22 protein-coding genes are annotated in these 21,457 nt (G+C 66.7%); 19 read left to right on the plus strand and 3 right to left on the minus strand.

What is annotated here, in order from left to right:
- Positions 1–64: 64 nt before the first annotated feature.
- The 10 genes from AC1RB9_RS26415 to AC1RB9_RS26460 all read left to right on the plus strand — a co-directional run bounded on the left by AC1RB9_RS26415 (position 65) and on the right by AC1RB9_RS26460 (position 13,284).
- A complete protein-coding gene (locus AC1RB9_RS26415; protein ID WP_003095847.1) occupies positions 65–2,284 on the plus strand; it encodes a primosomal protein N' in 2,220 nt (739 codons plus the stop codon).
- A gap of 249 nt (positions 2,285–2,533) precedes the next feature.
- Positions 2,534–4,297: an arginine--tRNA ligase gene (gene argS / locus AC1RB9_RS26420; protein WP_003110892.1), complete on the plus strand. Its 1,764-nt coding sequence runs from the start codon at positions 2,534–2,536 to the stop codon at positions 4,295–4,297.
- Positions 4,298–4,331: 34 nt separating this feature from the next.
- A complete protein-coding gene (locus AC1RB9_RS26425) occupies positions 4,332–5,027 on the plus strand; it encodes an SPOR domain-containing protein (RefSeq protein WP_003457586.1) in 696 nt (231 codons plus the stop codon).
- Positions 5,028–5,145: 118 nt separating this feature from the next.
- A complete protein-coding gene (gene hslV / locus AC1RB9_RS26430) occupies positions 5,146–5,679 on the plus strand; it encodes an ATP-dependent protease subunit HslV (RefSeq protein ID WP_003095852.1) in 534 nt (177 codons plus the stop codon).
- A gap of 28 nt (positions 5,680–5,707) precedes the next feature.
- Positions 5,708–7,051 carry an ATP-dependent protease ATPase subunit HslU gene (gene hslU, locus AC1RB9_RS26435; protein ID WP_003095854.1) on the plus strand — a complete coding sequence of 448 codons (1,344 nt, stop codon included), beginning with the start codon at positions 5,708–5,710 and terminating at the stop codon, positions 7,049–7,051.
- A gap of 94 nt (positions 7,052–7,145) precedes the next feature.
- Positions 7,146–7,517, plus strand: a complete 372-nt coding sequence (locus AC1RB9_RS26440; protein WP_003095857.1) for a gamma-butyrobetaine hydroxylase family protein — start codon at positions 7,146–7,148, stop codon at positions 7,515–7,517.
- A gap of 418 nt (positions 7,518–7,935) precedes the next feature.
- On the plus strand, positions 7,936–9,615 hold the full coding sequence (gene phaC, locus AC1RB9_RS26445) for a class II poly(R)-hydroxyalkanoic acid synthase (RefSeq protein ID WP_003095864.1): 1,680 nt from the start codon (positions 7,936–7,938) through the stop codon (positions 9,613–9,615).
- Positions 9,616–9,767: 152 nt separating this feature from the next.
- Positions 9,768–10,625, plus strand: a complete 858-nt coding sequence (gene phaZ, locus AC1RB9_RS26450; RefSeq protein ID WP_003095866.1) for a poly(3-hydroxyalkanoate) depolymerase — start codon at positions 9,768–9,770, stop codon at positions 10,623–10,625.
- 303 nt (positions 10,626–10,928) lie between these two features.
- Positions 10,929–12,611 (plus strand): class II poly(R)-hydroxyalkanoic acid synthase, encoded by a 1,683-nt coding sequence (phaC, locus tag AC1RB9_RS26455; protein WP_003103289.1) that lies wholly within the window; start codon positions 10,929–10,931, stop codon positions 12,609–12,611.
- Positions 12,612–12,666: 55 nt separating this feature from the next.
- Positions 12,667–13,284: a TetR/AcrR family transcriptional regulator gene (locus AC1RB9_RS26460; RefSeq protein ID WP_003103292.1), complete on the plus strand. Its 618-nt coding sequence runs from the start codon at positions 12,667–12,669 to the stop codon at positions 13,282–13,284.
- Between the two features lie 43 nt (positions 13,285–13,327).
- Here the strand turns inward: AC1RB9_RS26460 and AC1RB9_RS26465 are convergent, their stop codons facing one another.
- The 3 genes from AC1RB9_RS26465 to AC1RB9_RS26475 form a co-directional block, all read right to left on the minus strand.
- Complete coding sequence (locus AC1RB9_RS26465) at positions 13,328–14,269, minus strand: phasin family protein (protein ID WP_003158385.1); 942 nt, start codon at positions 14,267–14,269, stop codon at positions 13,328–13,330.
- A gap of 10 nt (positions 14,270–14,279) precedes the next feature.
- Positions 14,280–14,696: a phasin family protein gene (locus AC1RB9_RS26470; protein WP_003103463.1), complete on the minus strand. Its 417-nt coding sequence runs from the start codon at positions 14,694–14,696 to the stop codon at positions 14,280–14,282.
- A gap of 143 nt (positions 14,697–14,839) precedes the next feature.
- Complete coding sequence (locus AC1RB9_RS26475; protein WP_003457594.1) at positions 14,840–15,115, minus strand: polyhydroxyalkanoic acid system family protein; 276 nt, start codon at positions 15,113–15,115, stop codon at positions 14,840–14,842.
- A gap of 135 nt (positions 15,116–15,250) precedes the next feature.
- On the opposite strand from AC1RB9_RS26475, the gene ubiE reads away from it, so the two are divergent.
- The 9 genes from ubiE to AC1RB9_RS26520 all read left to right on the plus strand — a co-directional run bounded on the left by ubiE (position 15,251) and on the right by AC1RB9_RS26520 (position 21,325).
- The gene (gene ubiE, locus AC1RB9_RS26480; protein WP_003103462.1) at positions 15,251–16,021 is read left to right on the plus strand and encodes a bifunctional demethylmenaquinone methyltransferase/2-methoxy-6-polyprenyl-1,4-benzoquinol methylase UbiE; all 771 of its coding nucleotides are present in this window, start codon (positions 15,251–15,253) and stop codon (positions 16,019–16,021) included.
- Between the two features lie 14 nt (positions 16,022–16,035).
- Positions 16,036–16,662 (plus strand): ubiquinone biosynthesis accessory factor UbiJ, encoded by a 627-nt coding sequence (locus tag AC1RB9_RS26485; RefSeq protein ID WP_003457598.1) that lies wholly within the window; start codon positions 16,036–16,038, stop codon positions 16,660–16,662.
- Complete coding sequence (gene ubiB, locus AC1RB9_RS26490) at positions 16,659–18,260, plus strand: ubiquinone biosynthesis regulatory protein kinase UbiB (protein ID WP_003095885.1); 1,602 nt, start codon at positions 16,659–16,661, stop codon at positions 18,258–18,260. The genes AC1RB9_RS26485 and ubiB overlap by 4 nt, the downstream gene beginning before the upstream one ends.
- A gap of 115 nt (positions 18,261–18,375) precedes the next feature.
- Entirely contained in the window at positions 18,376–18,780 is a 405-nt protein-coding gene (gene hisI / locus AC1RB9_RS26495) for a phosphoribosyl-AMP cyclohydrolase (RefSeq protein WP_003095888.1), read from the plus strand.
- Complete coding sequence (locus AC1RB9_RS26500; RefSeq protein WP_003103458.1) at positions 18,773–19,108, plus strand: phosphoribosyl-ATP diphosphatase; 336 nt, start codon at positions 18,773–18,775, stop codon at positions 19,106–19,108. The genes hisI and AC1RB9_RS26500 overlap by 8 nt, the downstream gene beginning before the upstream one ends.
- 25 nt (positions 19,109–19,133) lie before the next feature.
- A complete protein-coding gene (locus AC1RB9_RS26505) occupies positions 19,134–19,382 on the plus strand; it encodes a twin-arginine translocase TatA/TatE family subunit (RefSeq protein WP_003095893.1) in 249 nt (82 codons plus the stop codon).
- A gap of 13 nt (positions 19,383–19,395) precedes the next feature.
- On the plus strand, positions 19,396–19,821 hold the full coding sequence (tatB, locus tag AC1RB9_RS26510; RefSeq protein ID WP_003116127.1) for a Sec-independent protein translocase protein TatB: 426 nt from the start codon (positions 19,396–19,398) through the stop codon (positions 19,819–19,821).
- Positions 19,818–20,621 (plus strand): twin-arginine translocase subunit TatC, encoded by an 804-nt coding sequence (gene tatC, locus AC1RB9_RS26515; protein ID WP_003095896.1) that lies wholly within the window; start codon positions 19,818–19,820, stop codon positions 20,619–20,621. The genes tatB and tatC overlap by 4 nt, the downstream gene beginning before the upstream one ends.
- Positions 20,618–21,325, plus strand: a complete 708-nt coding sequence (locus AC1RB9_RS26520; protein WP_003095898.1) for a 16S rRNA (uracil(1498)-N(3))-methyltransferase — start codon at positions 20,618–20,620, stop codon at positions 21,323–21,325. Before tatC ends, AC1RB9_RS26520 begins: the two co-directional genes overlap by 4 nt.
- Positions 21,326–21,457 lie beyond the last annotated feature (132 nt).

Below are 21,457 nucleotides of genomic sequence, written 5' to 3' on the forward strand. Positions count from 1 at the left end.
CCGCCGGTCGTCTGCTAACATCGCCGGCCCAGTCCTCGTTTCCTTCATCCCCGGAAGCCGCTGAGTGTCAGACCTGATCCTACGCCTAGCCCTGCCTTCGCCACTCCGCCGCCTGTTCGACTACCGCGCGCCCCGCGGCATTCCGCGCAGCGCCCTACAGCCGGGGATTCGCCTGCTGCTGCCGTTCGGGCGCCGGGAGCTGGTTGGCGTTCTGATAGAGGTGACGGACCGTTCCGAAGTACCCGAAGACAAGCTCAAGCCTGCCCTCAGGGTACTCGACGCCAAGCCGCCGATGCCGGCGCACCTGCTCGAACTCTGTCGCTGGACCGCCCAGTACTACCAGCACAGCCTCGGCGACACCCTGTCCTGGGCGCTGCCCAACCTGTTACGCCAGGGCGAGCCGGCCGAGGCGCGCCAGCAGCGCTTCTGGCATGCCACCGCGCAATCCAGCCTCGACGATCCGCGCCTGGCCCGGGCGCCGCGCCAGCGCCAGGCCCTGGCGATTCTCAAGCAGCATCCGCACGGGGTTTCCCATGAGTTGCTGAACCAATTGGAAATAAACAAGGACAGCCTCGACCTGCTCAAGGAAAAAGGCCTGGTCGAACTGGAGGTGCGGCGCCACAGCACCCCGCCGCGCGAAGGCGGCTGGCTGGCCCAGGCGGAGTTGCCGCTGAACCCCGAGCAGCGCGCCGCCTTCGAGGCGGTTCGCGCCAGCCACGGCGGTTTCCATTGCTTCCTGCTGGCCGGGGTCACCGGCAGCGGCAAGACCGAGGTCTACCTGCAACTGATCCGCGAAACCCTGGCCGCAGGCCGCCAGGCCCTGGTGCTGATTCCCGAGATCAACCTGGGCCCGCAGACCCTGGCGCGTTTCGAACGCCGCTTCAACGCGCGCATCGCCCTGCTGCATTCGGCCCTGACCGACCGCGAGCGCCTCGATGCCTGGCTCGCCGCCCGGGATGGCGAGGCCGACATCGTCATCGGCACCCGCTCGGCACTGTTCACGCCGCTGAAGCGGCCGGGACTGATCATCGTCGACGAGGAACACGACGCCTCCTATAAACAGCAGGACGGCCTGCGCTACCACGCCCGCGACCTGGCACTGGTACGCGCGCGCCTGGAGAACGTGCCGATCCTGCTCGGTTCGGCCACGCCCGCCCTGGAAAGCCTGCACAACGCCCAGGCCGGCCGCTACGGCCTGCTGCGCCTGACCCAGCGCGCCGGTGGCGCGCACCCGCCGAAGTTCATCCGCCTCGACGTGAAGAGCATGCCGCTCGACGCCGGCCTTTCCCGTCCGCTGCAACAGGCCATCGGCGATACCCTGGCGGCCGGCCAGCAGGTCCTGGTATTCCTCAATCGCCGCGGCTTCGCTCCGACCCTGCTTTGCCACGACTGCGGCTGGATCAGCCAATGCCCGCGCTGCGACGCGCGGATGACCGTGCACCAGGGCAGCGGCGAGTTGCGCTGCCACCACTGCGACCACCGCCAGCGGCCGCCGATGAACTGCCCGCAATGCGGCAAGCTCGACCTGCGTCCGCTAGGCGCCGGCACCGAGCGCGCCGAGGAACGCCTGCGGATTCTCTTCCCGAACCATCCGGTGCTGCGCATCGACCGCGACAGCACCTCACGCAAGCACGCCATGCGCGACCTCTTCGCCACCATCAACAGCGGTGAGCCATGCATCCTGGTCGGCACCCAGATGCTCGCCAAGGGGCACCACTTCCCACGGGTCACCCTGGTGGCGATCCTCGATGCCGATGGCGGCCTGTTTTCCGCCGACTTCCGCGCCAGCGAACGCATGGCCCAGCAGATCGTCCAGGTCGCCGGCCGCGCAGGACGCGCCGAGGAGCCCGGGCGGGTACTGATCCAGACCCACCTGGCCGATCACCCGCTGCTGGTCCAGCTCACCGAGGACGGCTACTTCGCCTTTGCCGAACAGGCCCTCAGCGAACGCCGCGCCGCCGGCCTGCCGCCCTTCGCCCACCTCGCCTTGCTGCGCGCCGAAGCGCACAAGCCGGGCCAGGCGGAAGCCTTCCTCGACAGCGCCTGCAGTGCCGCCGAGCAATTGCTCGAGCAGATGGGCGGACCGGAGGTGGAACTGCTCGGGCCGGTGCCCGCGCCCATGGAGCGGCGTGCCGGCAAGCACCGCGCGCAACTGCTGCTGCAGTGCATGAGCCGAGCGCCGCTGCATCGCCTGCTGACGCCCTGGCTGCAGAGCCTCGAACAGTTGCCCGGCGGGCGCCAGGTGCGCTGGTCGCTCGATATCGATCCGATCGACCTGTTCTGAGCGCCTTCCAGGAAGACGCCCCGCTTGACTGGGGTCAGCCGGAATCCGCGATGTCCGGCGCAAACTGTCGGCTAATCGCCGCAACGGTTGGCAACGCCTGTTCGCCCACGGATAATGCGCGGTTCTGAGCCTCGACCGGCCACCCCGCGCACATCGCGGGGAGTGAACTTCGGAGCGCCGCATCCGCCGGCCCTTCCCCTGCCCGACCGTCGCGCGCCGCCCCTCTGCCCGCGAGCACGGAGAAAAACGATGAAAGACACGATTCGCCAGCTGATCCAGCAAGCCCTCGACCAACTGACCGCGGACGGCACCCTGCCCGCCGGCCTGACCCCGGACATCCAGGTGGAGAACACCAAGGACCGTAGCCACGGCGATTTCGCCAGCAACATCGCCATGATGCTGGCCAAGCCGGCCGGGATGAAGCCGCGCGACCTGGCCGCCAGGCTGGTCGAGGCAATCCCCGCCCACGAGCAACTGGCCAAGGTGGAGATCGCCGGCCCCGGCTTCCTCAACTTCTTCCAGGATCACGTCTGGCTCGCCGCCAGCCTCGACCGCGCCCTCGCCGACGAACGTCTCGGCGTGCGCAAGGCAGGCCCGGCGCAGCGCGTGGTGATCGACCTGTCCTCGCCGAACCTGGCCAAGGAAATGCACGTCGGCCACCTGCGCTCGACCATCATCGGCGACGCCGTCGCGCGCGTCCTCGAGTTCCTCGGCGACACGGTGATCCGGCAGAACCATGTCGGCGACTGGGGCACCCAGTTCGGCATGCTGCTCGCCTACCTGGAAGAGCAACCGGTCGACGCCGAGGCCGAGCTGCACGACCTGGAGGTCTTCTACCGCGCGGCGAAGAAACGCTTCGACGAGTCTCCCGAATTCGCCGACCGCGCCCGCGAACTGGTAGTCAAGCTGCAGGCCGGCGACCCCGACTGCCTGCGCCTGTGGACCCGCTTCAACGAGATTTCCCTGTCGCACTGCCAGAAGGTCTACGACCGTCTCGGCGTGAAGCTGAGCATGGCCGACGTCATGGGCGAGAGCGCCTACAACGACGACCTCGCCCAGGTGGTCGCCGACCTGACCGCCAAGGGCCTGCTCACCGAAGACAACGGCGCGTTGTGCGTCTTCCTCGAAGAGTTCAAGAACGCCGAGGGCAATCCGCTCCCGGTGATCGTGCAGAAGGCCGGCGGCGGCTACCTCTACGCCACCACCGACCTCGCCGCCATGCGTTATCGGCACAACGTGCTGCACGCCGACCGCGTGCTGTACTTCGTCGACCAGCGCCAGGCCCTGCACTTCCAGCAGGTCTTCGAAGTGGCGCGGCGCGCCGGTTTCGTTCCGGCCGGCATGGAGCTGGAGCACATGGGCTTCGGCACCATGAACGGCGCAGACGGCCGTCCGTTCAAGACCCGCGACGGCGGTACGGTGAAGCTGATCGACCTGCTGGAAGAGGCCGAGAGCCGCGCCTATGCGCTGGTCAAGGAACGCAACGAGCAGCGCGCCGAGCGTGGCGAGGAGCCGTTCGACGAGGTCCAGCTGCGCGAGATCGGCCGGGTGGTGGGGATCGACTCGGTGAAGTACGCCGACCTGTCCAAGCACCGCACCAGCGACTACAGCTTCAACTTCGAACTGATGCTGAGCTTCGAAGGCAACACCGCACCCTACCTGCTCTACGCCTGCACCCGCGTGGCCAGCGTCTTCCGCAAGCTCGGCCAGGGCCGCGAGCAACTGGGCGGGAAGATCGTCCTCGAGCAGCCCCAGGAGCTGGCCCTGGCCGCACAGCTGGCGCAGTTCGGCGACCTGATCAACAACGTCGCGCTCAAGGGCGTGCCGCACCTGCTCTGCGCCTACCTGTACGAGTTGGCCGGGCTGTTCTCCAGCTTCTACGAGCATTGCCCGATCCTCACCGCCGAGGACCCGGCGCAGAAGGACAGCCGCCTACGTCTCGCCGCGCTGACCGGCCGTACCCTGGAACAGGGCCTGGAGCTGCTCGGTCTGAAGACTCTGGAACGCATGTAATCGAACCCGCCCGAACAGGAGTCCGGGAACCCCCATGGCAAAGAAGAAACCCGCCCCCAAGCGCGGCGCCAGCCGCTACCAGGCGCCCGCCGCGAAGAACGGCGTTCCCGGCTGGGTCTGGCTGGTCGCCGGCCTGGCCATCGGCGGCTTCATCATGTTCCTGATGAAGCTCGAACCCGGGCGCAAGGACGTCCAGCGCGAACGCCCGGACGCCCAGCGCCCGGCCGCCGTGCAGGGCAAGCAGCCGCAGCAGAACGGCCAGGCCCAGCAGTCCGCACAAACGCAGACGCCGGCCCAGGCCAAGCCGAAGTACGAGTTCTACACCCTGCTGCCGGAGTCCGAGGTCGTGGTGCCGCCGGAAGCGGTACCGGAGAAGGCCCCGCCGCCGCCCACCCCCGCCGAGCTGGCCAAGGCCGACGAAGCGCGGGCCAAGGCCGCACTCGCCGGGCAGGTGCCACCGCCGCTGCCGAAAGCGGTGGTCGCCGCCAGCACGCAGTTCTTCCTGCAGGCCGGCTCGTTCCGCAAGCAGTCCGACGCCGACCGCGTGCGCGCGCAGATCATCCTGCTCGGGCAGTCGGTGAACGTCGAGGCCGGCAACGTCCGCGACGAGACCTGGTACCGGGTGATGGTCGGCCCGTTCAACAGCCGCGACCAGTTGTCCCAGGCGCAGAAGACACTGTCCTCCAACGGCTTCAGCAACCTGCTGTTACAGCAACGCAAGGCCCGCTGAACGCGGGCCACGCCGTGCGTTCCGACGCACGGCGGTGCGTGCGGTTGAAAAGCCACGGATCGCCCCTATATCTCCCAGCATTCCGGGCATTCGGCCCCGCAGTGTGGAGATTTCCCCCTTGACCACCATCGTATCTGTCCGCCGCAACGGCAAAGTCGTCATGGGCGGCGACGGCCAGGTTTCCCTGGGCAACACCGTGATGAAAGGCAACGCCAAGAAGGTCCGGCGCCTGTATCACGGTCAGGTACTGGCCGGTTTCGCCGGCGCCACCGCCGATGCCTTCACCCTGTTCGAGCGCTTCGAGCAGCAACTGGAGAAACACCAGGGGCACCTGGTCCGCGCCGCCGTCGAACTGGCCAAGGACTGGCGCACCGACCGCTCCCTGAGCCGCCTCGAAGCCATGCTCGCGGTCGCCAACAAGGATGCCTCGCTGATCATCACCGGCAACGGCGACGTGGTCGAACCCGAACACGGCCTGATCGCCATGGGCTCCGGCGGCGGCTTCGCCCAGGCCGCGGCCCTGGCCCTGCTGCAGCACAACGCCGAGCTGAGCGCTCGGGAAGTCGCCGAGACCGCGCTGAACATCGCCGGCTCGATCTGCGTCTTCACCAACCAGAACCTGACCATCGAGGAGCTGGACAGCGCCGTCTGAAGCGCTCGTCCCCCGCTGGAGTAAACGAATGTCCATGACGCCCCGCGAGATCGTCCACGAACTCAACCGCCACATCATCGGCCAGGACGACGCCAAGCGCGCCGTCGCCATCGCCCTGCGCAACCGCTGGCGACGCATGCAACTGCCGGCCGAGCTGCGCGCCGAGGTAACACCGAAGAACATCCTCATGATCGGCCCCACCGGCGTCGGCAAGACCGAGATCGCCCGCCGCCTGGCGCGCCTGGCGAACGCGCCGTTCATCAAGGTCGAGGCGACCAAGTTCACCGAGGTCGGCTATGTCGGACGCGACGTCGAGTCGATCATCCGCGATCTCGCCGACGCCGCGGTGAAGATGCTCCGCGAACAGGAGATCCAGAAGGTCAAGTATCGCGCCGAGGACGCCGCCGAAGAGCGCATCCTCGATGCCCTGCTGCCGGCCGCGCGTCCCGCCATGGGCTTCGGCGACGAGCCGGCACGCGAGGACAGCAACACCCGCCAGCTGTTCCGCAAGCGCCTGCGCGAAGGCCAGCTGGACGACAAGGAAATCGACATCGAGGTGGCCGACAACCCGGCCGGCGTGGAGATCATGGCCCCGCCCGGCATGGAGGAGATGACCAACCAGTTGCAGAACCTGTTCTCCGGCATGAGCAAGGGCAAGAAGAAGACCCGCAAGCTGAAGGTCGCCGAGGCCCTGAAGCTGATCCGCGACGAAGAGGCGGTGCGCCTGGTCAACGAGGAAGAGCTCAAGGCACGCGCCCTGGAGGCGGTCGAGCAGCACGGCATCGTCTTCATCGACGAGATCGACAAGATCGCCAAGCGCGCCAACGCCGGCGGCGCCGACGTCTCCCGCGAGGGCGTACAGCGCGACCTGCTGCCGCTGATCGAGGGCTGCACGGTGAACACCAAGCTGGGCATGGTCAAGACCGACCACATCCTGTTCATCGCCTCCGGCGCCTTCCACCTGAGCAAGCCGAGCGACCTGGTTCCCGAGCTGCAGGGCCGCCTGCCGATCCGCGTGGAGCTCAAGGCCCTCAGTCCGAACGATTTCGAGCGCATCCTCACCGAGCCGCATGCCTCGCTCACCGAGCAGTACCGCGAGTTGCTGAAGACCGAGGGGCTGGCCATCGAGTTCGCCGAGGACGGCATCAAGCGCCTTGCCGAGATCGCCTGGCAGGTCAACGAGAAGACCGAGAACATCGGTGCCCGCCGCCTGCATACGCTGCTCGAGCGGCTGCTGGAAGAGGTCTCGTTCAGCGCCGCCGACCTGGCCAGCGAGCATAGCGACAAGCCGATCCTGATCGATGCCGGCTACGTCAACAGCCACCTCGGCGAGCTGGCCGAGGACGAGGACCTGTCCCGCTACATCCTTTGACCACCGCCGCCGCCACGGCCAACACCGTGGCGGCGGGCCGCGCGGTCCCGAACCGGGGTATCCTTGTACTCCGCCCTTCCGCGAGTCCGATGCGATGCGTATCCCTTCCGCCATCCAGCTGCACAAAGCCTCGAAGACCCTGACCCTGCGCTACGGCGAGGATAGCTACGACCTGCCTGCCGAGTTCCTCCGCGTGCATTCGCCCTCGGCCGAGGTCCAGGGCCACGGCAACCCGGTATTGCAGTACGGCAAGCTGAACGTCGGCCTGGTCGGCGTCGAACCCGCCGGCCAGTACGCACTGAAGCTGAGCTTCGACGACGGCCACGACAGCGGCCTGTTCACCTGGGACTACCTGTACGAGCTGGCGACCCGCAAGGACCAGCTATGGGCCGACTACCTGGCGGAGCTGGCCAGCGCCGGCAAGTCGCGCGACCCCGACGAGTCGGTCGTCAAGCTGATGCTCTGAAGCGCCGGGCCGAGTGCCCCTTCGCGGCACACGGCATCCAGGCGATTTTTCCCCGCTGCCCCGAACGAGGGCACGTCATTTGCAACATTCGCCCCGCAGACTGCCAGACCAGACATCCGGTCGGCGCGGTCGCCACGGCGAATGTCCTACCCTGCACGGCAGCAACGCTCTAGTCCGCAGGTCGGCCGCTCGCCGGGCCAGCCACGCCGGCCACCGATGCTTCTGCCAGCTTGCACGCCAGCGGAAACTCGCGTAACCAAGACGGTGCAGCCCCTTGTCCGGGTTCCCTTCCCTGACGTGCGTCCGCCCCGCCCTGAAACGTGCGGGTGGGCTGGTAGTCGAGCAGTAGCCGGCCGGACACCTGGTCCCCGGTTTCGTTGCGGTCCCCTGTTTCGCCTCGAACAATGGAGCGTTGCCGATGAGTCAGAAGAACAATAACGAGCTTCCCAAGCAAGCCGCGGAAAACACGCTGAACCTGAATCCGGTGATCGGCATCCGGGGCAAGGACCTGCTCACCTCCGCGCGCATGGTCCTGCTCCAGGCGGTGCGCCAGCCGCTGCACAGCGCCAGGCACGTGGCGCATTTCAGCCTGGAGCTGAAGAACGTCCTGCTCGGCCAGTCGGAGCTACGCCCAGGCGATGACGACCGACGCTTTTCCGATCCGGCCTGGAGCCAGAATCCGCTGTACAAGCGCTACATGCAGACCTACCTGGCCTGGCGCAAGGAGCTGCACAGCTGGATCAGCCACAGCGACCTGTCGCCGCAGGACATCAGTCGTGGCCAGTTCGTCATCAACCTGCTGACCGAGGCGATGTCGCCGACCAACAGCCTGAGCAACCCGGCGGCGGTCAAGCGCTTCTTCGAGACCGGCGGCAAGAGCCTGCTGGACGGCCTCGGCCACCTGGCCAAGGACCTGGTGAACAACGGCGGGATGCCGAGCCAGGTGGACATGGACGCCTTCGAGGTGGGCAAGAACCTGGCCACCACCGAGGGCGCCGTGGTGTTCCGCAACGACGTGCTGGAACTGATCCAGTACCGGCCGATCACCGAGTCGGTGCACGAACGCCCGCTGCTGGTGGTGCCGCCGCAGATCAACAAGTTCTACGTCTTCGACCTGTCGCCGGACAAGAGCCTGGCGCGCTTCTGCCTGCGCAACGGAGTGCAGACCTTCATCGTCAGTTGGCGCAACCCGACCAAGTCGCAGCGCGAATGGGGCCTGACCACCTATATCGAGGCGCTCAAGGAGGCCATCGAGGTAGTCCTGTCAATCACCGGCAGCAAGGACCTCAACCTCCTCGGCGCCTGCTCCGGCGGGATCACCACCGCGACCCTGGTCGGCCACTACGTGGCCAGCGGCGAGAAGAAGGTCAACGCCTTCACCCAACTGGTCAGCGTGCTCGACTTCGAACTGAATACCCAGGTCGCGCTGTTCGCCGACGAGAAGACTCTGGAGGCCGCCAAGCGTCGTTCCTACCAGTCCGGCGTGCTGGAGGGCAAGGACATGGCCAAGGTGTTCGCCTGGATGCGCCCCAACGACCTGATCTGGAACTACTGGGTCAACAACTACCTGCTCGGCAACCAGCCGCCGGCGTTCGACATCCTCTACTGGAACAACGACACCACGCGCCTGCCCGCCGCGCTGCACGGCGAGTTCGTCGAACTGTTCAAGAGCAACCCGCTGAACCGCCCCGGCGCCCTGGAGGTCTCCGGCACGCCCATCGACCTGAAGCAGGTGACTTGCGACTTCTACTGTGTCGCCGGTCTGAACGACCACATCACCCCCTGGGAGTCGTGCTACAAGTCGGCCAGGCTGCTGGGTGGCAAGTGCGAGTTCATCCTCTCCAACAGCGGTCACATCCAGAGCATCCTCAACCCACCGGGCAACCCCAAGGCACGCTTCATGACCAATCCGGAACTGCCCGCCGAGCCCAAGGCCTGGCTGGAACAGGCCGGCAAGCACGCCGACTCGTGGTGGTTGCACTGGCAGCAATGGCTGGCCGAACGCTCCGGCAAGACCCGCAAGGCGCCCGCCAGCCTGGGCAACAAGACCTATCCGGCCGGCGAAGCCGCGCCCGGAACCTACGTGCATGAACGATGAAAAGCGACCAGCCTGAAGAACAGCCGCAGGAGCGATCCGCGGCCTCCGCCGACGAAACCCCGCCAGCGCCTCCGGCGCGGCCCCGTGCCGCGCGGAAGCCGGCCAGGCCCCGTATCGCCGAGCCCGCGGCCGCGCCGCCGAGGACCCCGAGCATGCCCCAGCCCTTCGTCTTCCGGACCATCGACCTCGACGGCCAGACCATCCGCACCGCAGTGCGGCCGGGCAAGGAAGGAAGCACTCCGCTGCTGATCTTCAACGGCATAGGCGCCAACCTGGAACTGGTGTTCCCCTTCGTCCAGGCGCTCGACCCGGAACTGGAGGTGATCGCCTTCGACGTTCCCGGCGTCGGCGGTTCCTCGACGCCCAGCGTGCCCTACCGCTTTCCCGGCCTGGCCAAGCTGGCGGCGCGGATGCTCGACTACCTGGACTACGGCCAGGTCAACGCGATCGGCGTGTCCTGGGGCGGCGCGCTGGCCCAGCAGTTCGCCCACGACTATCCGGAACGCTGCAAGAAGCTGATCCTCGCCGCCACTTCGGCTGGCGCGGTGATGGTGCCAGGCAAGCCGAAGGTACTGATGCGCATGGCCAGCCCGCGGCGCTACATCCAGCCCTCCTATGGCGTACACATCGCCCCGGACATCTACGGCGGGGCCTTCCGCCGCGACCCCAAGCTGGCCATGGCGCATGCCAGCAAGGTGCGTTCGTCGGGCAAGCTGGGCTACTACTGGCAACTGTTCGCCGGGCTCGGCTGGACCAGCATCCACTGGCTGCATAGGATCCGCCAGCCGACCCTGGTGCTGGCCGGCGACGACGACCCGATCATCCCGCTGATCAACATGCGTGTGCTGGCCTGGCGCATTCCCAACGCCGAACTGCACGTGATCGACGACGGCCACCTGTTCCTGGTGACCCGCGCCGAATCGGTGGCGCCGATCATCATGAAGTTCCTCGCCGAGGAGCGCCGCCGCGCCGTCATGCACCCTCGTCCGTTCCTGCCCAAGACCGGCTGAACTGCTGCACGGGCAACACCAGGGCAGCAGACACTGCTTCGTCATGGTGCAGGTGCATAGTCAATGTTCCGCAACGGCGCATGGCGCCTGGCTTCGCCGCGACAGCGCAAGCTCTGCGACGCCCCTCCCGGCGTTGTGGTACAGCGCTTGCTGCCCCACTGTCGGGCGGCATCCTCCCTGTTCAGGCAGGTGTGCGGTTCTGCCCCGGGTGAAACGGAATTCACAGGCTATAACTGAGTATTCCGAGCCAGGGGACGATCGCCCGTGGCATCCAGACTGTGGTCCTACGACGGAGTGTGGTCCATGCGAGAAAAGCAGGAATCGGGTAGCGTGCCGGTACCCGCCGAGTTCATGAGTGCACAGAGCGCCATCGTCGGCCTGCGCGGCAAGGACCTGCTGACGACGGTCCGCAGCCTGGCTGTCCACGGCCTGCGCCAGCCGCTGCACAGTGCGCGGCACCTGGTCGCCTTCGGAGGCCAGTTGGGCAAGGTGCTGCTGGGCGACACCCTGCACCAGCCGAACCCACAGGACGCCCGCTTCCAGGATCCATCCTGGCGCCTCAATCCCTTCTACCGGCGCACCCTGCAGGCCTACCTGGCGTGGCAGAAGCAACTGCTCGCCTGGATCGACGAAAGCAACCTGGACTGCGACGATCGCGCCCGCGCCCGCTTCCTCGTCGCCTTGCTCTCCGACGCCGTGGCACCCAGCAACAGCCTGATCAATCCACTGGCGGTAAAGGAACTGTTCAATACCGGCGGGATCAGCCTGCTCAATGGCGTCCGCCACCTGCTCGAAGACCTGGTGCACAACGGCGGCATGCCCAGCCAGGTGAACAAGACCGCCTTCGAGATCGGTCGCAACCTCGCCACCACGCAAGGCGCGGTGGTGTTCCGCAACGAGGTGCTGGAGCTGATCCAGTACAAGCCGCTGGGCGAGCGCCAGTACGCCAAGCCCCTGCTGATCGTGCCGCCGCAGATCAACAAGTACTACATCTTCGACCTGTCGCCGGAAAAGAGCTTCGTCCAGTACGCCCTGAAGAACAACCTGCAGGTCTTCGTCATCAGTTGGCGCAACCCCGACGCCCAGCACCGCGAATGGGGCCTGAGCACCTATGTCGAGGCCCTCGACCAGGCCATCGAGGTCAGCCGCGAGATCACCGGCAGCCGCAGCGTGAACCTGGCCGGCGCCTGCGCCGGCGGGCTCACCGTGGCCGCCTTGCTCGGCCACCTGCAGGTGCGCCGGCAACTGCGCAAGGTCAGTAGCGTCACCTACCTGGTCAGCCTGCTCGACAGCCAGATGGAAAGCCCGGCGATGCTCTTCGCCGACGAGCAGACCCTGGAGAGCAGCAAGCGCCGCTCCTACCAGCATGGCGTGCTGGACGGGCGCGACATGGCCAAGGTGTTCGCCTGGATGCGCCCCAACGACCTGATCTGGAACTACTGGGTCAACAACTACCTGCTCGGCAGGCAGCCGCCGGCGTTCGACATCCTCTACTGGAACAACGACAACACGCGGCTGCCCGCGGCGTTCCACGGCGAACTGCTCGACCTGTTCAAGCACAACCCGCTGACCCGCCCGGGCGCGCTGGAGGTCAGCGGGACCGCGGTGGACCTGGGCAAGGTGGCGATCGACAGCTTCCACGTCGCCGGCATCACCGACCACATCACGCCCTGGGACGCGGTCTATCGCTCGGCCCTCCTGCTGGGCGGCCAGCGCCGCTTCATCCTGTCCAACAGCGGGCACATCCAGAGCATCCTCAACCCTCCCGGAAACCCCAAGGCCTGCTACTTCGAGAACGACAAGCTGAGCAGCGATCCACGCGCCTGGTACTACGACGCCAAGCGCGAAGAGGGCAGCTGGTGGCCGGTCTGGCTGGGCTGGCTGCAGGAGCGCTCGGGCGAGCTGGGCAACCCTGACTTCAACCTTGGCAGCGCCGCGCATCCGCCCCTCGAAGCGGCCCCGGGCACCTACGTGCATATACGCTGAAAGATCCGGCCCGGGCGCCTGGAGCCGGGCACCTCCATCCCCAGAAGAAGTCCGGATGAAGACACGCGACCGAATCCTCGAATGCTCGCTGTTGCTGTTCAACGAACAGGGCGAGCCCAACGTCTCGACACTGGAGATCGCCAACGAACTGGGCATCAGCCCGGGCAATCTCTACTACCACTTCCATGGCAAGGAACCGCTGGTGATGGCGCTGTTCGAGCGGTTCCAGGCCGAGTTGGCGCCGCTGCTCGATCCGCCCGAGGAGGTGCGCCTGGGCGCGGAGGACTACTGGCTGTTCCTGCACCTGATCGTCGAGCGCCTCGCCCACTACCGCTTCCTGTTCCAGGACCTGTCCAACCTGACCGGGCGCCTGCCACGGCTGGCTCGCGGCATCCGTACCTGGCTCGGCGCGCTGAAGCGGACCCTGGCCACCCTGCTGGCCCGCCTCAAGGCCGACCGGCAGTTGCGCAGCGACGCGCCGGCACTCGGGCAACTGGTCGAACAGATCACCCTGACCCTGCTGTTCTCCCTGGATTACCAGCGGGTACTGGGCAGCAAGGGCGAGGTGCGCACGGTGGTCTACCAGATCATGATGCTGGTCGCCCCGCATCTGCGCAGCGAGGCCCAACGCTCGGCGGAAAGCCTGGCGCAGCGCTACCTGGGACCGGAATGAAAAACGCCCGGCGAGTGCCGGGCGTGTGCCTTGCCGCCAGGACTCAGCCCTGGCTGCTCGGCGTCGCCGGAGCGTTCGCTGCCGGAGCGCTGGCAGCCGGTGTGGCGGCGGGGGCAGCGGGCGCGCTCGAAGACGCGGCGGGAGCGGCCGGTTTCGCCGCGGCGGGCTTGGCTGCCGGCTTCTTCGCCGCAGGCTTTTTCGCAGCCGGCTTGGCGGCAGGTTTCGCCGCGGGCTTGGCGGCGGTCGCAGCGGCCGGCTTGGCTGCCGGCTTCGCGGCAGGCTTGGCTGCGGCAGGTTTCGCAGCAGGCTTCGCCGCGGCCTTGGCTGCCGGCTTGGTCGCCGGTTTCGCTGCGGCCTTCGCAGTCGGTTTGGCGGCGGGCTTGGCTGCCGGCTTGGCGGCCGCGGTTTTCGCCGCGGTTTTTTTCGCCGCGGGTTTCGCCGCGGGTTTCGCCGCAGGCTTGGCGGCGGCCTTGGCTGCCGGTTTAGCTGCCGGCTTGGCCGCTGCGGTTTTCGCCGCGGGCTTGGCAGCCGGTTTCGCCGCAGGCTTGGCCGCTGCCTTCGCCGCCGGCTTGACGCTGACGCCGGTGAGTTTCTCGATCTGCTTGGTCAGCGTATCGACCTTGCTGTGCAGCTCCTTCACCTCGTTGCGGCTCGGCACGCCGAGACGCGAGATGGCGCTGTTCAGGCGCTTGTCGAAAGCTTCCTCGAGCTCGCTCCACTTGCCGAGCGCACGGTCCCGAACCTCGTCGACCTTGCTCTTCGCAGAGCGGGCGGAAGCCTTCGCCGCACCGACCTGCGCGTCCACATCGGACTTCGCTTCTTTTTCAGCCTTCTCGCCGTCTTTCACCAAGGTCTCGAACAGCTTGCTGCCGTCCTTGCTGACCTTCGAGTAGGCCCCCAGACCAGCCAGCCAGATCTGCCGCGAGTATTTCTCGATCTCGCCGATCCAACTGGACTCTTTTTCGCTCTTCTTCTTGCCAGCCATCCTGCTCTCCTTATTGGGTTCTCGCGACACGCTCGAGCACTGCGCTCAGCTCATCCAGCTTAGCAGAGAGTGCTTCGACATCGTTCCGGGAAGGTATGCCTATCCGGTTCAACGTGCTAGCGACACGGCTGTCGAATGCCTGCTCGATCCTGTCGAGCTGGTCTTCGACTTTTCCCTTCACCGAAGAGAGGCCGGTCTTGACACTGTCATTGGCCGAATCGACCTGACTTGTGACCAGCGATTTGCCTTTTTTCTCCAGGGCTTCGCCAGCTTTCACCAATTCCTTGAAGTAGTCGCTGCCTTCGGTGCCCAGGCGGGAATACGCACCCAGGCCGGCAAGCCAGATCTGGCGGGCATAGTGGCGGATCTCGGAGACCAGGGAAGTGGATTCGGAAACGGTCTTTTTCTTCAGGGCAATCTTGGCCATGGGGCACCTCACGCTCGTTGGGTTGAAGAAACCGCAGGCGCCGCCGGAACGCTGGCAGCGTGAGAGCAAGGTATCGGGGAAAATTAGAAACCGCATACTAAGCGGAAGATGGGCGCCGCCAGGACGGCGAACGCCCGGCGGGATCAGGCCAGCGCCTTGTCCAGCGCCTTCTCGATCTCGCCCTTGAGCAGGCCGCTCATGGCCGACAGCATCAGGCCGAGCTTGACGTCCACCGCGACCTTGTCCGCCCCCACCGCGATCCTGCCGTCGACGCCACTGCGTTTGAAGGTCAGCTCGTCGCCCTGCCATTCGCACTGCACGCAGTGCTCCTTCGCCAGACGTTCGGCCAGTTTCTCCGCCTTGGCCCGTGCGGCGTCCAGCCCCAGGCTGTGCGGACGTTCGATGTGGATACGCGACATGGATCGACTCCTGATTGCAGATCGGAAAACTATACGCGGCCAGACAAAACACCGCACCCGCGCCGTCGGACGGCGGCACAGCACTTTCCCCACATCCTGTTAGAATGCCCGGCATTCTTTCCAGGTGAGAACGTCATGAACGATCCCCGCAAAGGCGCCGACGCCGAACCCACCACCCACTTCGGCTACCAGAACGTTCCGGAAAGCCAGAAGGCGAAGAAGGTCGCCGAGGTATTTCACTCGGTGGCAGCCAAGTACGACCTGATGAACGACCTGATGTCCGGTGGCATCCATCGCCTGTGGAAGCGCTTCACCATCGAGCTGTCCGGCGTGCGCAGCGGGAACCGCGTGCTCGACATCGCCGGCGGCACCGGCGACCTGACCCGGCAGTTCTCGCGCCTGGTCGGCCCGACCGGCGAGGTGGTGCTGGCCGACATCAACGCCTCGATGCTCAAGGTCGGCCGCGACAAGCTGCTCGACAAGGGCGTCTCCGGCAACGTCAGCTTCGTCCAGGCGGACGCCGAGAAGCTGCCCTTCCCGGACAACCACTTCGACTGCGTGACCATCGCCTTCGGCCTGCGCAACGTCACCCACAAGGACGAAGCGATCCGCTCCATGCTGCGCGTGCTCAAGCCCGGTGGCCGCCTGCTGGTGCTGGAGTTCTCCAAGCCGAGCAGCAACCTGCTGTCCAAGGCCTACGACGCCTATTCGTTCAGCCTGCTGCCGCTGATGGGCAAGCTGGTCACCAACGACTCCGAGAGCTATCGCTACCTGGCCGAGTCGATCCGCATGCACCCCGACCAGGAAACCCTGAAGGCGATGATGGTGGAAGCCGGCTTCGACCGCGTGACCTACCACAACATGACCGGCGGCATCGTCGCCCTGCACCGCGGTATCAAGCCTTAACCGAGGGCGCGCCGATGAGCTCGCTGCTGATCCAGGCCGTGCTGGCCGCCGCCGAAACCGGCATCAATCGCGTCCTGCGCCTCGACGGGACAGCGCTGCCGCGCCTGCGCAGGCTTTCCGCCAAGGTCATCGAGGTCGACTGCCTGAGCCCGCCGCTGCGGATCTTCATCCTGCCCGCCGGCGACGGCCTGCACTTCGCCGCGCAGCATGAGGCGGAGGTCGACTGCACCCTGCGTGCGCCGGCCGGCAACCTCCTGCACCTGGCCCTGGCGCGCGACAAGACCCGCGTCCTGCACAGCCCGGAAGTCAGCATGGACGGCGACAGCGCGGCCCTGCTGGAACTGGCCGGCATCCTGCAGAGCCTGGAGCTGGACTGGGAGTACGAACTGTCGCGCTGGCTCGGCCCGCTCGCCACCCAGGTGCTCGGCAGCAGCCTGCGCGACGCTTCGCGCTGGAGCGCGCAGAGCCTGCACAGCCTGCGCCTGAACCTGGCCGACTACCTTGCCGAGGAAAGCCGTACGCTGGTCGGCCAGCACGAAGCCGAAGCCCGCTTCGCCGAACTGGACCAGCTGAAGCTGGCCCTCGATCGTCTCGACGCGCGCGTCGGACGCCTCAGCCAAAAGACCAAGCCCGACGCATGAAGCTCCTCGCTGTCCGCCGCCTCCTGCGCATCCAGCGCGTCGTCATCCGCTACCGCCTGGACGACCTGATCCTCGAACTGCCGATGCTGCCCTGGTGGCTGCGCCTGCTCGGTGCCACCCTGCCCTGGCGCTGGCTGCCGCGGCGCAAGCTGGAACTGACCCGCGGCGCGCGCCTGCGCCTGGCACTGCAGGACCTCGGACCGATCTTCATCAAGTTCGGCCAGATTCTCTCCACCCGCCGCGACCTGCTGCCCGACGACATCGCCAACGAACTGGCCTGGCTGCAGGACAAGGTGCCGCCCTTCCCGCCGGAGCTGGCGGTCAAGCGCATCGAGGAACAGCTGGGCGCGAAGATCGAACAGGTCTTCGCCCGCTTCGAACGCGAACCGCTGGCCTCCGCCTCGGTGGCCCAGGTCCACGCCGCGCGCCTGAAGAGCGGCGAGGAAGTGGTGGTGAAGGTGATCCGGCCGAACCTGGAACCGGTGATCCGCTCCGACATCGCCTGGCTGTTCATCCTCGCCCGCCTCGCCGAGCGGGTCTCCAGCGAGGCGCGGCGCCTGCACCCGGTGGAAGTGGTCAGCGACTACGAGAAGACCATCGTCGACGAACTCGACCTGCTCCGCGAGGCGGCCAACGCCTCGCAGCTGCGACGCAACTTCGAAGGCTCGCCGCTGCTCTACGTGCCACAGGTCTACTGGGACTGGTGCCGGCCCAAGGTGCTGGTGATGGAGCGCATCTACGGCATCCCGGTGACCGACCTGGAAACCCTGCGCGACCAGCGCACCGACTTCAAGGCACTGGCCGAGCGCGGCGTGGAGATCTTCTTCACCCAGGTGTTCCGCGACAGCTTTTTCCATGCCGACATGCACCCCGGCAACATCTTCGTCAGCACCCGCGCGCCCTGGAGCCCGCAATACATCGCGGTGGACTGCGGCATCGTCGGCAGCCTGACCGACGAGGACCAGGACTACCTGGCGCGCAACCTGATCGCCTTCTTCAAGCGCGACTACCGCAAGGTCGCCCAACTGCATATCGACTCCGGCTGGGTACCGGCGGAAACCAAGGTCAACGACTTCGAGGCGGCGATCCGCACCGTCTGCGAACCGATCTTCGAGAAGCCGCTGAAGGACATCTCCTTCGGCCAGGTCCTGCTGCGCCTGTTCCAGACCGCGCGTCGTTTCAACATGGAGATCCAGCCGCAACTGGTGCTGCTGCAGAAGACCCTGCTGAACATCGAAGGCCTCGGCCGCCAGCTCTACCCGGAACTCGACCTGTGGGCCACCGCCCAGCCGTTCCTGGAGCGCTGGATGCGCGAACGGGTCAGCCCGAAGCAGTTGCTGCGCAATTTCCAGCAACAGGTCGAGCAGGTGCCGCACCTGTCGCAAATGGCCCGCGACACCCTCGAACGCCTGTCACAACCGCACGCCCACAATGCGCCGCCGCCGGAGTGGAAAGGTTCCCGCCACGACTGGCTCGGGCGCCTGGTGGGCGCGGTGCTGCTGGTCGGCGCCGCCGAGGTCGGCCTGGGTCAGCAGTTGGAAGCCTGGCCGGCGTGGGTGATGCTGGCCGGCGGGGTGTTCCTGATCCTGCGCCGCTAGCGCCGCGCACGGCCACTAGGCCCGCGCCGATAGCCAGTCGCGCTCCCGGCTGGCACACTACTCCCATTTCCGCCGGAAACGCGCGCAACGTACCGGCAACGAACGTGGAAAGACCATGAAAGACTGGCTGGATGAGATTCACTGGAACGCCGACGGCCTGGTCCCGGCGATCGCCCAGGATCACGAGACCGGGCGCGTGCTGATGATGGCCTGGATGAACCGCGAGGCGCTGGCCCTGACCGCCAGCGAGAACCGTGCAATCTATTGGTCGCGTTCGCGTGGCAAGCTGTGGCGCAAGGGCGAGGAGTCCGGGCATGTGCAGAAGCTGCACGAACTGCGCCTGGACTGCGACGCCGACGTGGTCATCCTGATGGTCGAGCAGGTCGGCGGGATCGCCTGCCATACCGGCCGGGAAAGCTGTTTCTACCGTGTCTTCGAGAATGGCGCCTGGAAGACCGTCGATCCGGTGCTGAAGGACCCGGACGCTATCTACGAACACGCAGGACACCACCATGAGTGACACCCTGACCCGCCTGGCGGCGGTGCTCGAGGAGCGCAAGAACGCCGCGCCCGACAGCTCCTACGTGGCCAGTCTGTACCACAAGGGCCTGAACAAGATCCTGGAGAAGGTCGGCGAGGAGTCGGTGGAAACCATCATCGCCGCCAAGGATGCCGCAGCCAGCGGCGACTGCCAGGACCTGATCTACGAAACCGCCGACCTCTGGTTCCACTCGCTGGTGATGCTCTCGGCCCTCGGCCAGCATCCGCAAGCCGTGCTGGACGAACTGGAGCGCCGCTTCGGCCTTTCCGGCCACGCCGAGAAAGCCGCCCGCCAACCATCGGCCTGAACCTACACATTGCGAGGAATACGACATGGGCATTTTTGACTGGAAACACTGGATCGTCATCCTGATCGTCGTGGTACTGGTGTTCGGCACCAAGCGCCTGAAGAACCTCGGTTCCGACGTCGGCGAGGCGATCAAGGGCTTCCGCAAGGCGGTGAACACCGAGGAAGACGACAAGAAGGACCAGCCCGCCGCCCAGCCGGCCCAACCGCTGAACCAGCCGCACACCATCGACGCCCAGGCGCAGAAGGTCGAAGAGCCGGCGCGCAAGGACTGACGGGTAGCCATCGATGTTCGGAATCAGCTTCAGCGAACTGTTGCTGGTCGGGTTGGTCGCCCTGCTGGTGCTCGGCCCCGAGCGCCTGCCGGGCGCCGCACGTACCGCCGGCCTGTGGATCGGCCGCCTGAAGCGCAGTTTCAATACCATCAAGCAGGAAGTGGAACGGGAAATCGGCGCGGACGAGATCCGCCGGCAACTGCACAACGAGCACATCCTCTCGATGGAGCGCGAAGCGCAGAAGCTGCTGGCCCCGCTGACCGGCCAGAATCCCTCGCAGGAACCCCAGCCGCCGACGGTCGAGAGCCCGGCGCCGAGCGTACCCACGCCGCCGCCGACCAGCACGCCTGCGGTTCCGCCCGCGGACGCCGCGGCACCGCCGGCAGTCGCTGCCTCCACTCCCCCTTCGCCACCGTCCGAGACGCCGCGTAATCCATGAGCGCCGATAAACCCGAGCAGCCTGAGCACGACCAGGAAATGCCCCTGGTCTCGCACCTGACCGAACTGCGTACGCGCCTGCTGCGCAGCGTGGCGGCGATCTTCCTGATCTTCGCCGGCCTGTTCTACTTCTCGCAGAAGATCTACACCCTGGTCTCCGAGCCGTTGCGCCGCTTCCTTCCGGAAGGCACCAGCATGATCGCCACCGACGTCGCCTCGCCGTTCCTCGCGCCGTTCAAGCTGACCATGGTGGTGGCGCTGTTCCTCGCCATGCCGGTGATCCTCGCGCAGGTCTGGGGCTTCATCGCGCCCGGCCTGTACAAGCACGAGAAGCGCGTGGCGCTGCCGCTGCTGGTGTCCAGCATCATCCTGTTCTACGCCGGGATGGCCTTCGCCTACTTCCTGGTGTTCCCGATGATCTTCCACTTCTTCGCCAGCGTGACGCCCGAGGGCGTGGCGATGATGACGGACATCAACAGCTACCTGGACTTCGTCCTGACTCTGTTCTTCGCCTTCGGCGTCGCCTTCGAGATCCCGGTGGCCACGGTGCTGCTGATCTGGATCGGAGTGGTCGACGTCGAGTACCTGAAGAAGATCCGCCCGTACGTGATCATCGGCTGTTTCGTGGTCGGCATGGTCCTGACCCCGCCGGACATCTTCTCCCAGACCATGCTCGCGGTGCCGATGTGGCTGCTGTTCGAGATCGGCCTGCTGTTCGGCCGCCTGGTACGCAAGCGCGGCGAGCATCCGGACGACCAACCGGCCAGCGACGGCGACCAGCCTCCGGCCACCCGCCAGTGAACCTGCTGCTCCTCGACGACGCCGACTTCGTGTCGGCGGATCGTGCGGTCCTGCACGATCGCCGCCTCAAGCACCTGCACGAAGTGCACCGCGCCGAGAACGGCGACACCCTGCGGGTCGGCCGCCTCGGCGGCTGGATGGGCGAAGGTCGCCTGCTGAAGCTCGACGCCAGCGAGGCGACCCTGGAAGTGCGCTTCGACCAGCCGCCGCCGGCCAAGCTGCCGATCACCCTGCTGCTGGCCTTGCCGCGACCGAAGATGCTCCGCCGGGTGTTGCAGACCATCGCCGCGATGGGCGTACCGAAGCTGGTGCTGCTGAACAGCTACCGCGTGGAAAAGAGCTTCTGGCAGACCCCGTTCCTCGACCCGGCGGCGATCCGCGAGAACCTGGTCCTCGGCCTGGAGCAGGCCCGCGATACGGTGCTGCCGGAAATCATCGTCGAGAAGCGCTTCAAACCCTTCGTCGAAGACCGCCTGCCGGCCCTGGCCGCCGGCAGCCTCGGCCTGGTCGGCCATCCCGGTCCCTGGCCGGCCTGTCCGCGCGCGGTGGAGAAGCCGGTGACCCTGGCGATCGGCCCGGAAGGCGGCTGGATTCCCTACGAGGTCGACAAGCTGCGCGAAGCCGGACTGCATCCGGTGCAGCTCGGCGAACGCATCCTGCGCGTGGAAACCGCGGTCAGCGCCCTGCTTGCGCGGTTGTTCTGAAAAAACTCCGGTAAAAGACTGAAGGTTTTCCCCGCCCGGCCGACATCCTCTGTCGCGCAGGGCTCCGCACGACAACCATAAGACCTCGCCCGCCGGCCACGTACCGGCCCTCCGCGCCCGCACGCCGGACGC

The sequence above is a fragment of the Pseudomonas sp. 20-5 genome (genome assembly GCF_056782835.1).